The following is a 13,874-nucleotide window of genomic DNA, read 5'->3' on the forward strand; positions in this document are numbered from 1 at the left end:
TAACGACACACGTAGGAGGAAGGCCATGGCCGAACGACGCATGGTTACCGTAGACGGTAACGAGGCGACAGCATCCGTTGCGCATCGCTTGAATGAAGTGATCGCGATCTACCCCATCACCCCCTCTTCCAACATGGGCGAGTGGTCGGACGAGTGGAGCGCCGCGGGCAGGAAGAACATCTGGAACACGGTTCCCGCCGTGGTCGAGATGCAGTCCGAAGGCGGAGCCGCCGGCGCGGTGCACGGCGCCATGCAGGCCGGCGCCCTCACCACGAGCTTCACGGCCTCCCAGGGCCTCCTGCTCTTCATCCCCAACATGTACAAGATCGCGGGCGAGCTCACGCCGTTCGTGCTCCACGTGACGGCCCGCACCCTGGCCGCCCACGCCCTGTCCATCTTCGGCGACCACGCCGACGTCATGGCCTGCCGGCAGACCGGCTTCGCCATGCTGAGCTCCGACTCGGTCCAGCAGGCCCACGACTTCGCCCTGATCTCCCAGGCCGCCACCCTGAAGAGCCGCGTGCCCTTCGTGCACTTCTTCGACGGATTCCGCACCTCCCACGAGGTCTCCAAGATCGAGATGCTGAACGACGACGATCTCCGGAGCATGGTCACCGACGGCATGGTCGAGGACTACCGCAGCCGCTGCCTCACCCCCGACAAGCCGGTGGTCCGCGGCACGGCCCAGAACCCCGACACCTTCTTCCAGGCCCGCGAGGCCTGCAACGGCTTCTACAACGCCACCCCCGCCATCGTGCAGCAGGAGATGGACGCCTTCGGCGCGCTGACCGGCCGCAAGTACCACCTCTTCGACTACTACGGCCACCCCGAGGCCGAGCGCGTCATGATCATCATGGGCTCCGGCGGCGACACCGCCACGGAATACGTGGACTGGGCGCTGGCCAAGGGCGAGAAGATCGGCGTCCTCCAGGTCCGGCTGTTCAGGCCCTTCTCCATCAAGGACTTCGTCCACGCGCTGCCCAAGACCGTCAAGACCATCGCCGTCCTGGACCGCTGCAAGGAACCCGGCGCCATCGGCGATCCCCTCTACCTGGACGTGGTCACCGCCCTGCGCGAAGCCGCCGACGAGGGCCTCACCCACTTCGCGACGGCCCCCAAGGTCGTGGGCGGCCGCTACGGCCTCTCCTCCAAGGAGTTCAATCCCGCCTGCATCAAGGCCGTCTATGACGAGCTGGCCAAGGCCAACCCCAAGAACCACTTCACCGTGGGCATCATCGACGACGTCACCATGAGCAGCCTGCCCATGGACCTGGACTTCGACATCGAGCCCGAGGGCGTCAAGCGCGCCATGTTCTACGGCCTGGGTTCCGACGGCACCGTGGGCGCCAACAAGAACTCCATCAAGATCATCGCCGAGGAGACCCCCAACTACGGCCAGGGCTACTTCGTCTACGACTCCAAGAAGGCCGGCGCCATCACCATCAGCCACCTGCGCTTCGGCCCCAAGCCCATCCGCAGCGCCTACCTGATCCGCAAGGCCAACTTCATCGCCTGCCACAACACGTCCTTCCTGGACAAGTACGACATGCTCACCGCGGCCGAGCCCGGCGCGACCTTCCTGCTGAACACCCCGTTCAGCAAGGACGAGGTCTGGGACTCCCTGCCCAAGGAAGTCCAGACGGCCATCGTCAGCAAGAAGCTGAAGTTCTACGTCATCGACGCCTTCGAGGTGGCCAAGGCCACGGGCATGGGCGTGCGCATCAACACCATCATGCAGACCTGCTTCTTCGCCATCTCCGGCGTGCTGCCCCGCGAGGAGGCCATCGCCCAGATCAAGAAGGCCATCAAGAAGACCTACGGCAAGAAGGGCGAGGCCGTGGTCAAGAAGAACTTCGAGGCCGTGGACACCACCCTGGTCAACCTGCACCAGGTCAACGTCCCCGCCGAAGTCTCCGCCATCCGCGTCATGCCCCCCACCGTCAGCGCCGAGGCTCCGGACTTCGTCCAGCGCGTCACGGCCATCATGATGCAGGGCAACGGCGACCTGCTCCCGGTTTCCGCCTTCCCCGTGGACGGCACCTGGCCCTCCGGCACCACCAAGTGGGAAAAGCGCAACATCGCCCTGGACATCCCCGTGTGGGACGAGAAGATCTGCATCCAGTGCAACAAGTGCGCGCTGATCTGCCCCCACGCCGCCATCCGCCCCAAGGTCTACGAGCCCAGCTGCCTCTCGGGCGCGCCTGAGACCTTCAAGTCGGTGGACTACAAGGGCGCGGACTTCAAGGGCTCCAAGTACACCATCCAGGTGGCCCCCGAGGACTGCACCGGCTGCGGCATCTGCGTCGCGGTCTGCCCCGCCAAGGACAAGAGCAATCCCAAGCACAAGGCCATCGACATGACCCCGCAGGTTCCCCTGCGCGAGGCCGAGGCCGCTAACTTCAAGTTCTTCCTCGACCTGCCCGAGCCCGACCGCACCAACCTGAAGTACGACGTCAAGGGCAGCCAGTTCATGGAGCCCCTGTTCGAGTTCAGCGGCGCCTGCGCCGGCTGCGGCGAGACGCCCTACATCAAGCTCATGACCCAGATGTTCGGCGACCGCGCCATGATTGCCAACGCCACGGGCTGCTCCTCCATCTACGGCGGCAACCTGCCCACCACGCCCTACACCGTCAACAAGGACGGCCGCGGTCCCGCCTGGGCCAACAGCCTGTTCGAGGACAACGCGGAGTTCGGCCTGGGCTACCGCCTGGCCCTGGACAAGCACAACCAGCAGGCCCTCGAGATGCTCCACCGCCTCGCCGGCTCCATCGGCGACGAGCTGGTGGCCGGCATCGTGGCCGCCGACATGTCCACCGAGGCCGGCATCAAGGCCCAGCGCGAGCGGGTCGCCATCCTCAAGGACAAGCTGGCCTCCATCGCCACGCCCGAAGCCAAGCGCCTCGCCATCCTGGCCGACTACCTGGTCAAGAAGGCGGTCTGGATCGTGGGCGGCGACGGCTGGGCGTATGACATCGGCTACGGCGGTCTCGACCACGTGCTGGCCTCCGGCCGCAACGTCAACATCCTGGTGCTCGACACCGAGGTGTACTCCAACACCGGCGGCCAGGCCTCCAAGTCCACCCCCATCGGCGCTTCCGCGAAGTTCGCCATGGCCGGCAAGTCCCTCCCCAAGAAGGACCTGGGCATGATCGCCATGAGCTACGGCAACGTCTACGTGGCCAAGGTGGCCATGGGCGCCAAGGACATGCAGGTCGCCAAGGCCTTCGTCGAGGCCGAGAGCTACGATGGTCCGTCCCTGATCATCGCCTACAGCCACTGCATCGCCCACGGGTTCGACCTGGTCCAGGGCTGCGAGCAGCAGAAGCTGGCCGTGGACTCCGGCCACTGGCCGCTGTTCCGCTTCGACCCCCGGCGCGTCGCCGAGGGCCAGGGCCCGCTCCAGATGGACAGCCCGGCCCCCAAGATCGACCTGGCCACCTACATCCTGAACGAGACCCGCTTCCGCATGGTCCAGCAGCAGAACCCCGAGCACTTCAAGCACCTGCTCGCCATGGCCCAGCGCGAAGTCACCAACCGCTATGCCACGTATGAGAACCTCGCCAACCTGACCATGCCGGTCAAGACGGTGGTGGACTAGAACCTGGTTGCACCGGCCGTCCCCGGCCGTCACCGATTATTTCCGGTGACGGCCCTGGACGGCCGGTGATCTAATCTGAAGCACGTTTCTTCTCGAGGTTCGGCATGAACATGAAGACCACCTACCTTGGCTTGCAGCTGGACCACCCCATCATGGCCGGCGCGTCCCCCCTCGGGGCGGACCTGGACGCCGTGCGGAGGCTGGAGGACGCCGGCGCCGCCGCGATCACGCTGCCCTCGCTGTTCGAGGAGCAGATCACCCGCGAGGAGTCCGGCACCCTCTACGACCTGGACGGCCACGCGAACTCCTTCGCGGAGGCCACCTCCTACTTCCCCAGCGTCGACGAGATGACCCTGGGCCCCGAGAGCTACCTCAACCAGCTCCGGCGCGTCAAGGCGGCCGTGAAGGTCCCCGTCATCGGCTCGCTGAACGGCATCACCAACTCCGGCTGGCTGGACTACGCCCGCAAGATGGAGCAGGCCGGCGCCGACGCCCTCGAGCTCAACATCTACTACCTCGCCACCAACCCCTTCGAGACCGCCGACATGGTCGAGAAGCGCACGCTCGAGATCGTCCGCACCGTCAAGAGCAGCGTGAAGATCCCCGTGGCCGTCAAGCTCTCGCCCTTCTTCTCCAGCCTGGCCCACTTCGCCAAGGTGCTGGAAGGGACCGGCGTCGACGCCCTGGTGCTCTTCAACCGCTTCTACCAGCCCGACCTGGACATCGAGAACCTGGAGGTCGTCCCCGCCCTGCAGCTCTCCTCCAGTTCCACGCTGCGCATGCGCCTGCGCTGGCTGGCCCTGCTCTACAGCCACATCAGCATGCCCATGGCCGTCACCGGCGGCGTGCACACCGCGGAAGACGCCGTGAAGGCCACCATGGCCGGCGCGACGGGCATCCAGATGGTCTCGGCCACCCTCAAGCACGGCCCCGAGCGCATCACGGAAGTCCGCGACGGCCTCGCCGCGTGGATGGAAGAGCACGAGTACGAGTCCCTGGAGCAGATGCGGGGATCGCTGAGCCTCATGAAGTGCCCCAACCCCCAGGCTTTCGAACGCGCCAACTACATGCGCGTGCTGGCGGGCTGGAAGGCCTAGCCTTCACCCGGAACAGGAAAAGGGCCGGCATCGCCGGCCCTTTTCCTTTGCCTGGATTGCTACCACTTGTTCAGGTGGATCAGTTCCGGGCGGTACCTGTCCTCCGATTCGGGGGATTCCGCGGGATGGCCGATGGGGATCAGCGCGAAGGGGATCACCACCTCGGGCAGGTCGATGAGCTTGCGCAGGGGCTCGATGCGGTCCTCGCGGGGATGGACGCCCACCCACACGGCGCCCAGGCCCTTGGCATGGGCGGCCAGGAGCAGGTTCTGGGTGGCGGCGGCGCAGTCCTGGACCCACATGCCGGGGTGCTTCTCCTGGCGGGGGTCGCCGCAGACCAGCACCGAGACGGGGGACTCGCTGAGCATGCCGGCGTAGGGGTGGAAGTCGGGGATCTTGTCCAGGATCTCCCGGTCCGTGATGATCAGGAAATGCCAGGGCTGTTCGTTGCCGGCGCTGGGAGCGTGCATGGCCGCCCGGATCAGTTCCCGCACGATGTCCAGGCTCACGGGCCGGGGCGTGAAGGCGCGGATGCTGCGTCGGGTGTTGAGGGCTTCTAAGGCGTCCATCAGAACTCCAGAGGTGGGGAGGGAAGACCATCATACGCCTCCGGCCCGGGATTTTCAGTCGATCTTGAAGCTCGCGATGGCCTCGGCCACCTCGTCGGCGACCTTGGCCAGGAATTCCGCGGTGCGGTTCACCTCCTCCACGGTCTGGGCCAGCTCGAGGGACGCGGCGGCGCTGCGCTCCGTGGCCCGGGCCGCCTCCTCCACCTGGCGGGCTACGTCGTCGGAGGCCCGCCCCTGCTCCTCGGTGGCCATGCCGATCTCCCGGCCCACGGAGGCGACGGCCTGGATGCTCTCCCGAAGGGACCGGAGCGTGGCTTCGGTGCGCTCCACCGTGTTGACGCCGCGGGCCATGGCCTCCTCGGCCTGCCCGATGAGGCCGGCGATCTCCCGGGCCGCGCTGGCGCTGTGCTCGGCGAGCTTGCGCACCTCCTCGGCCACCACGGAGAACCCCCGGCCGTGGGCGCCGGCCTTGGCGGCCTCGATGGCCGCGTTCAGGGACAGGAGGTTGGTCTGGCGGGCCAGGTCCTGGATGACCCGGACGGCCTGGACCATCTGCTGATTCGACTGGCGGATGGCCGCCATGGCCTCCCCGGTCTCCCGGCCCTGGGCCACCCCCTCCTCCACGGCCGCCACCATGGCGTCCGTGGCCTGGGCGTTGACCTGGACGTTCCGGGCCACCTGGTGGACGGAGGCGGCGAACTCCATGACCGCGGCGGAGGTGCGCTCCCCCGTGAGGCGCTGGGTCTCGGCGAACTGCGCGATCTCCCCGGAGGCACGGGCCATCTCCCCCGCCGTGGCCGACAGTTCGGTGGAGCCCGAGGCGACCCGGGCGCTGGTCTCCCGCAGGCCCCCGAAGTGCTGCTGGAAGAGCCGGACTAGGCCGTTGAAGTCCGCGGCCATGGTCCCGAACTCGTCCCTGCCCGACACCAGCACTCCCGAGCGGAAATCGTTGCCGGCCATGCGCCGGATGCCCTCGGAAACGTCCTTCAGGGGGCCGGTGATCTGGCGCACGTGGGTCCGGACGAGGCCCAGGGCCAGCGCCACGCCCGCGATCAGGAGGACCACCTGCACGGTGAGGATGGCGGAACTCAGGCGCTTCATGTCCGCGGTGCTGCGGGCGCGCACCTCCTCGCCATCGGCGATGATCGACCGGGCCAGCTCGCCCAGGGCCGCGCCCATGGGGCGGTCGATGCCCCGCAGGGACTGGTCCACGGTGCGGTAGGACCCGGGCACCGCCGGCTGGAACCTTGCGAGGCCGGCCCGGTAGGCCTCGCCCAGGCGCGCGTGCTCCTTCAGGGACCTCGCGGCCAGGGCGGGGTCCAGGCCGAGGGGGGGGAGGAGCCCCTCCAGGCGGGTGAGGCTGGCCCGGACCTCGGCCTCCTGTTTCTCGAAGTTGCCCCGGTACCGGGCCAGCAGCTCGGGATCGTGGCCCCGCAGGAGGATGTCCTTGAACTCCTGGACCTGGCCCTTGAACTGCGCCTGGGCGTCCCGGGCCAGATCCCCGGCCAGGGTGGCGCGGGAGGTGGCCGCCAGGGCGTTCCCGGACTGGGTCACGACGCGGTTGAGCGCGAGGAAGCCCGAGAGCCAGAGGCCGATGCCCATGGCGAGGAGGGTGGCCACCAGGACCTGGAGCTTGGCCTTGACCTTGAGGTTCCGCAGAACGCCTGAAGCCATGTCGCCTCCCGGATGAACCCTGGGGGTCGGATCCCGCTGAAGAGTATAGGTGCGCCCCCCGCGGCTTGCCCGGGAATGCTTGACAAGGGCCCCTCCGGAGGTTCGAATTAGCCTCTGATCAGAAACCTGGGGGGGTCGGGTGTTCGATGCTGTCCTCTTGCGTCACGGCTGGACCGTGGCCCCCGCGTCCCTCGCACGGGCCGGGGCCGCGGAGGCGCCTCTGGACGAGGCCCTGAGGCTGGCCCTGGAGATCGCCCGGGAGGACGTGCCCGAGACCCTGGACGCCTGGCGCGAGGCCATGCAGGCCGAGGCCCGCCGGAGGCTCTACCCCCAGCGCTTCGGCACGGGCGAGGGCCGGATCCTGGGCGTGGCGGACGCGTTCTTCCCGCTGGCCGACGCGGCCCGGCTCCGGCTGCCGGCGCCGTCCAGCCTCTCCGCGCGGCTGCCCTTCCAGGCCCTGGCGGAAGCCGAACAGGCCCCGTGGCCTTCCGGGGAGCAGTACCGGCGGCTCCTGGGTCACCTGGAAGAGGAGGGGTTCCTGGTGGCCATGGCCATGGCCCAGTTCTGGCGGGGCTTCTCCATCCAGGACCACGTGCTGGGCGTCACCGGCCTGGCCCTGTGGATCGGGCGGCAGCTGGCGAAGTCCATCCCCGTGGACCTGCCCCTCCTGCACGGCGGCGCCATCGGCCACGACGTGGGCAAGTTCGGCTGCGTGGGCGACGAGGCCAAGCGCATCCCGCGCCTCCACTACTACTACACCCACCAGTACTACGCCTCCCGGGACCTGGGCGGCCTGGGCCACATCGCCACCAACCACTCCTGCTGGGACCTGGAGCTCATCCGCCTGCCCATCGAGACCCAGGTGCTCATCTACTGCGACTTCAGGGTCAAGGACGTCAAGGGGCCGGACGGGAAATGGCGCATGGAGGTCATCTCCCTCAAGGAGGCCTTCGACACCATCCTGGACAAGCTCGAGGACGTGGACGCGGAAAAGCGCCTGCGCTACCAGGCCGTGTACCGCAAGCTCCGCGACATGGAGGACTACGCCCTGAGCCTGGGCGTGGAACTGGACCCCCCGGGGTTCGAGGTGTCCCGGCGCCGCCGGCCCTGGCTCCCCCCCGGCCTGGACATCGTCGCCCTCATGGCGGGGAATCAGCGCCCCGACACCGTGGCCCTGGCCGCCGGCGGCCAGGTGCCGTCCACCGCGCGGCTCGTGGCCACGGCCCACAACATCGGCGTGATGGAGCGGCTGCGCGATCTCCCGGCCCTGCGCCGGCTCCTGGAGGAGGCCCGGAGCTTCAACGGCTGGCGGGACCTGCGCACGTACGTGGGCATCGTGGGCGACTACGCCCCGGCCTTCTCCGAGGAGCAGAAGGCCCTGGCCCTGGACTTCTTCCGGGAGCTGCTCAGCCACCCCGACGACGACATCCGCTACCAGGCCGCGTGCCGCATGGCCGACCTCCTCGCCCTCGGGGAGGTGGAGTGGCGCAAGGACCTGCCCGTGGGCGCCGCCCTGGAGGAGCGCCCCTGGGTGATGCCCCACGTGATCGCCGTGCTGGACCTGCTGGACCTGGCCCCGAAGGAGGCCGCCGAGGACATGGGCCCCGAGGAGCAGATCCTCTACGGCGTCCCCATCTTCCTTCGCCGGTTCTTCAGCCGCGCCAATCCGAAGCTGGCCGCGGAGGCCCTGCCCCAGGTGGTGGAGCGCCTCCTGGGCCGGGCCGCGGACCGCCGTCCCCTGTCGGCGCTGTACACCTGCGAATCCTTCGAGCTGCTGGCCCGGGAGATGGACCCCGCGGGCCGCCTGAGGCTCCCCAAGCTCATCCGCACCTGGGGCTTCCACGAGGTGGCCAACGTGCGCCTCATGGCGTGGCGCGTGCTCCACGTGCTGGCGAACTTCGGCCAGCAGGAGCCCGCCCTCCTGGAGGAGGTGGGGCACTGCGTGGACGCCCTGGGCGCCTACGCGAGACCCACGGCCACCGTGGCCGAGCTCTTCCTGCTGGAGCGCTGCGCGGCCCTGTCGGGGCGCGCTGTCCTGGCCGACCGCTGCCGGGAGATGCGCGGCAAGGGCCGCAGCCCCATCCGCGAGGTGATGCTGCGCAACCTCAAGGGCCAGACCGGCTGGGTGGAGAAGAAGGTCGCCTGCGACTTCCTGGTCTCCCTGGTGTCGGGCCCGGACTTCGACTCCCGGCTCGTGGGCGAGGTGGGCTTCCACCTGGCCAACCTGCTCAAGGTGAGCCGCGTGGAGGGCACCCGCTTCCACGCCGGGCGCTGCCTGGTGGGCCTCATCCCGCTGCTCACCGACACCCAGCGCAACGACCTCGCCATCGAGCTGCTGCGCTCCCTCCAGCTGGACGGGGAAGGGGTGACGCGGTACCTCCCCCGGTTCCTGGGCCCGCTCCTGGCGAGCCTCCCCGCCCAGGAGCTGGACGAGCTCCTGGACGACATGGCCCTGGACGCGCGCAGGGGAGCGGAGGGCCTCCAGCAGCTCCTGGTCCAGGCCTCGACCTGGCTCATCCTGGCCCTGCCCCTGGAAGCGATGGGCCGCATCCTCCGCCTGGCGGGGCTCCTCCTGGGGGCCCTGGCCGACAGCCGGGTCTCGGTGGCCCACGAAGGCTACGCCCACGTGGCGGTGCTCCTGGACTGGCTGCGCGAGGCGCCCGATCCCCGCCTGGCCCCCATCCTCGCCCACGTCACCAAGAAGGTGCTGACCCTGGTCAAGCACCTCCCGGGGGAGCGGGCCCGGTTCTTCCTGGCCGCGGAGGCCCTGTCGAGCCTGGACAAGGCCCTTGCGGCCTGTCCCGTGGCCTTTCCCCGCGCCCCCCGGGTGGGCTTCCTGCCGGGGACCTTCGACCCCTTCACCTCCGCCCACGGGGAGATGGTGCACAAGGCGCTGGCCCATTGCGAGGAGGTGTTCGTCCAGGTGGACGACTTCTCCTGGCGCAAGCACGCCCAGCCCCGGTACGTCCGGGACGAGCTCGCCTGGATGGCCCTGTCGACCATCCCCGGGGCCTACATCTTCCCCTTCGATCCGCCCGTGAACATCGCCAACACGGAGAGCCTGGTGGAGCTCCAGGCCAAGCTCGGCCGGCGCCCCCTGCACCTGATCGTGGGCACCGACGTGCTGGAGGGGGCCTCGGCCTACCGCAGGCCGGCATCGCCCATCTGGGCCATCCCGCACCTCCTGATCACCCGCGAGGAGGCCAACTCAAGGCGCTGGGAGGGCATGCTGGAGCAGTTCACGGCCGGGGTGCAGGTCTTCCAGGTGGGCGCCCGCATGAAGACGGTCTCCAGCACCTCCCTGCGCGAGGCCTTCGACCGGCGCGGGGAGCTGGACCTGTACTGCGACCCGCTCGTGGCCCGGACCCTCCTGGAGCGCCGGCTCTACGTCAACTACCCCGCCCGCAAGGAGGAGATCTTCGAGTCCCAGTGGAAGCTGCGCTTCGCCCGGGAGGGAAGGGGGCTGCCCACGGGCCTGGTGCCGCTGGCGCAGCTGGACACGGTGCGCGCGGTGACGCGCTGGACGGGCCACAAGCCCCGCACCGCCGTCCTGCAGTCGCGGGAGACCGGGGAGGACCTGGCGGCCATCACCTGGGTGGCCGGCACCGCCGCGGCCCTGCCCGTGGCCCTGGAGGACGAATCCCTGGCGGGGCTGGCGGGAGGCCGGCTGATGGGTTCGGGAGCCCTGGTGGAAGCCGTGGGCTGCAGCCCCGGGGACACTTCCCTGGTGGACCTGGACCAGCTCCTCTCCCGCATCATCGGCCAGTGGTTCAGCGAGGGCCTCCTCTTCGCCCTCATCGGCGTGCCGGAGCAGGGCGGGGAGCGGCTCTGGAAGCTCCTGCGCCACCACGGCGCGGGCTGGCTGGGGGACCACGCCGGCGGCGCGCGCGGGTTGCGCTGGGCCGGCATCGAGCTCACCCGGCCCCTGGTGATGATCCACGACCTGGAGCAGCTCCTCCAGCACCCCTACCTGGGCGCGGAGCCGGTGGAGGAGGTCATCCTGAAGCTCCGCAGGTCCCTGGCCGGGTTCTTCGCCGAGCGCATGCCCGGCAGCGGCCTCCTGCACATCCACGAGAAGGAGATCAAGCGCCAGCTTTCGGCCTGGACCCAGGAGCGGCTCGCCAAGGAGGGCCCCGGCTGGGTGGCCCTGGGCCTGGGGCGGCAGTTCTCCCGGGACACCATCGGCAACGTCCCCACCCTCTCCCTGGACATCGAGCGCTACCTCACCGGGCAGGGCTACGAGGCCGGCGTGGGCCCCTCCTACGGAAGCCCCAGCCTGGAGCGCCAGCTGACCACCGCGCGGGAACTGGGCCGCAACGCCATCCTCCTGGTCCCCTTCCTGGACAGCGCCGACCAGGTGATCCGGATCCAGGAGGCCTGCCGGAAGGTGAAGATCCGGCTGCGGGAGGTCTTCGTGGGCGCCACCAGCGCCTCCGTGAACGCCGCCCTGCACATGGCCGGCGTGCCCCACCGCACCGGCCTGGTGGTGCCCCACTGGCGCGGCGTCGTGCGCGAAAGCGCCGTGATCCCCTTCGTGGGCGGCTGGACCATCCGGGACCGCCGCTCCATGGGCCTGTCGCTCACGCCGAGCCTGAACGACTGCCTCCCCTACCACAACCCGCACCCCCTCGGCCTCAGCTCCGAGGAGGCCCTGGACTTCTCCCGGCTGGCCCTGGAGCAGTCCGCCCTCCTCTTCCAGGTCCTGGAGGACGCCTTCCGCGCCCACGAAGGCCGCCTCCTGAGCCTGGCCGACCTGGCCGCCGTGGTGCGCCACCCCCGGTGCCCGCCCTTCCCGAGGGGCTTCGTGCCGCCCCGGGACTGCGCTCCCAGCGAGTTCATCAGCCAGGACCTCGAGGCCCTGGCGCGGCTCCTTCCTGACGCCCACAAGGACCATCGGGCGGGATGGGGAAGACGGTGACGGGCCCTGCGAGGGTCCCGCGCGGCGGCGCCTGGATTCAAGGCTCCTGACGGTCGCCCGGACGACATATCCGGTGGGGCAGGGAAGGCGGTGGCGCGACCTCCGCGTTGAATTCTTTTTGCCCAACGCCGGTCCCGCGCACGTTCGATGCATGGTGGGCCGGTGCATCGTTTCCTGTTCGTAAAACCGCCGAAAATCCCCCCTCCGCAGTTCCCCCGCCAAGCCTGTGTCCGGCCTCCCGGAATCCGGAGCCACTTTGACGGTCCGTCAACCAAATAGGCGATCGAGCAAATAATCGATGAATCGGACCCTCCGTCCGCCCGGACCAATAGGGATGAATCATTTAATGCATTCAGGGGGCTTCGTGATGAATGTCACAGGATTTAGGAAGGGCCCAAATAGTTATTGACCCAAAAAGGTACCTTCTGATAATTGGGGCCGAGAACGCTGAGGTTCACAAAGTGTTCCCAGAGGCAGGCCTCCATTGGATCCAGCCTCCTGGGAGGTGTTTGTCCAGCCCCGGACCGGGGCCCGCAGAGCCGTACCTTCCTCCCTGTAATCCAACCACCCCCCCCGGGGCAACTCCAAGGAGTCATTTATGACCTTCTCACTCACACTGCCCGTCTCCAGTGTCAGCCAGTACGTCCAGATCTTCTTCGACAGGCTCATCGCCAAGAACCCTGGAGAGAACGAGTTCCACCAGGCGGTGAAGGAGGTCGTGGAAACCCTGGTGCCCTGCCTGGAACGGCACCCCGAATACCTCAGCCACCGGATCCTCGAGCGCATCACCGAGCCGGACCGCATCATCCAGTTCCGCGTCACCTGGCAGGACGACAAGGGCGAGATCCAGGTCAACAAGGCCTACCGGGTGGAGTTCAACAACGCCATCGGGCCCTACAAGGGAGGCCTTCGCCTGCATCCGTCGGTGAACCTGGGCATCCTGAAGTTCCTGGGCTTCGAGCAGATCCTCAAGAACAGCCTCACCACGGTGCCCATGGGCGGCGCCAAGGGCGGGTCGGACTTCGATCCCAAGGGCAAGTCGGACTGGGAGGTCATGCGCTTCTGCCAGGCCTTCATGAAGGAGCTCTTCCATCACATCGGCGCCAACATCGACGTGCCCGCGGGCGACATCGGCGTGGGCGGGCGCGAGATCGGCTACCTCTTCGGCGAATACAAGAAGCTCACCCACTCCTGGGAGGGCGTGCTCACCGGCAAGGGCCTGGCGTGGGGCGGCTCCCTGATCCGGCCGGAAGCCACCGGCTACGGCGCCACCTATTTCGCGGAGGAGATGCTCAATACCCGCGGCGACAGCCTGAAGGGCAAGATCTGCGCCGTGTCGGGCTCGGGCAACGTGGCCCAGTACACCATCCAGAAGGTGAACCAGTTCGGCGGCAAGGTCATCACCCTTTCCGACAGCAACGGCACGATCGTGGACAAGAACGGCATCGACGCCGACAAGCTGGCCTACGTCCTCGACCTCAAGAACAACCGCCGCGGCCGCATCCAGGAGTACGCCGACAAGTTCAAGTGCGAGTACTTCGAAGGCATGCGCCCCTGGTTCGTGAAGTGCGACGTGGCCTTCCCCAGCGCCACCCAGAACGAGCTGAACAAGGAAGAGGCCCAGATGCTCGTGGACCACGGCTGCTTCGTGGTCTCCGAGGGCGCCAACATGCCGAGCACCCCCGACGCCGTCGAGGTTTTCCTCAAGCACAAGATCCTCTACGGGCCCGGCAAGGCCGCCAATGCCGGCGGCGTGGCCACCTCCGGCCTGGAGATGGCGCAGAACGCCTGCTTCTCCAACTGGAGCACCCAGGAGGTGGACGCCAGGCTCCACAACATCATGAAGGGCATCCACAAGACCTGCGTCGACACCGCCAGGGAGTACGGCGACCCCGGCAACTATGTGCTCGGCGCCAATATCGGCGGCTTCATCAAGGTGGCCAACTCCATGATCGACCAGGGCCTCGTCTAGGCTTTTAGCGAACAAGCTGGCCGGCGGGGACGTCTCGTATCCGCCG

The 13,874-nt window shown here is 68.5% G+C and carries 6 protein-coding genes; 4 read left to right on the forward strand and 2 right to left on the reverse strand.

Annotated elements, in window-relative coordinates:
* Positions 1–25 precede the first annotated feature (25 nt).
* On the forward strand, positions 26–3,598 hold the full coding sequence (nifJ, locus tag RAH40_RS21310) for a pyruvate:ferredoxin (flavodoxin) oxidoreductase (RefSeq protein WP_373432537.1): 3,573 nt from the start codon (positions 26–28) through the stop codon (positions 3,596–3,598).
* 104 nt (positions 3,599–3,702) lie between these two features.
* Positions 3,703–4,695, forward strand: a complete 993-nt coding sequence (locus RAH40_RS21315) for a dihydroorotate dehydrogenase-like protein (RefSeq protein ID WP_306599649.1) — start codon at positions 3,703–3,705, stop codon at positions 4,693–4,695.
* Positions 4,696–4,754: 59 nt separating this feature from the next.
* Here the strand turns inward: RAH40_RS21315 and RAH40_RS21320 are convergent, their stop codons facing one another.
* Entirely contained in the window at positions 4,755–5,264 is a 510-nt protein-coding gene (locus tag RAH40_RS21320; RefSeq protein ID WP_306599650.1) for a nitroreductase family protein, read from the reverse strand.
* A 54-nt stretch (positions 5,265–5,318) separates the two neighbouring features.
* The gene (locus RAH40_RS21325; protein ID WP_306599651.1) at positions 5,319–6,938 is read right to left on the reverse strand and encodes a methyl-accepting chemotaxis protein; all 1,620 of its coding nucleotides are present in this window, start codon (positions 6,936–6,938) and stop codon (positions 5,319–5,321) included.
* Between the two features lie 139 nt (positions 6,939–7,077).
* On the opposite strand from RAH40_RS21325, the gene RAH40_RS21330 reads away from it, so the two are divergent.
* On the forward strand, positions 7,078–11,856 hold the full coding sequence (locus RAH40_RS21330; protein ID WP_306599652.1) for a hypothetical protein: 4,779 nt from the start codon (positions 7,078–7,080) through the stop codon (positions 11,854–11,856).
* Positions 11,857–12,454: 598 nt separating this feature from the next.
* Entirely contained in the window at positions 12,455–13,828 is a 1,374-nt protein-coding gene (gene gdhA / locus RAH40_RS21335; RefSeq protein WP_306599653.1) for an NADP-specific glutamate dehydrogenase, read from the forward strand.
* Positions 13,829–13,874 lie beyond the last annotated feature (46 nt).

The sequence above is a fragment of the Geothrix sp. 21YS21S-2 genome, assembly GCF_030846775.1.
Classification (GTDB): Bacteria; Acidobacteriota; Holophagae; order Holophagales; family Holophagaceae; genus Mesoterricola.

Coding starts and splice junctions, on each gene's coding strand:
- RAH40_RS21320 (WP_306599650.1), bottom strand. CDS start 5,264: ATGGACGCCTTAGAAGCCCTCAACACCCGACGCAGCATCCGCGCCTTC.
- gdhA (WP_306599653.1), top strand. CDS start 12,455: ATGACCTTCTCACTCACACTGCCCGTCTCCAGTGTCAGCCAGTACGTC.
- nifJ (WP_373432537.1), top strand. CDS start 26: ATGGCCGAACGACGCATGGTTACCGTAGACGGTAACGAGGCGACAGCA.
- RAH40_RS21325 (WP_306599651.1), bottom strand. CDS start 6,938: ATGGCTTCAGGCGTTCTGCGGAACCTCAAGGTCAAGGCCAAGCTCCAG.
- RAH40_RS21315 (WP_306599649.1), top strand. CDS start 3,703: ATGAACATGAAGACCACCTACCTTGGCTTGCAGCTGGACCACCCCATC.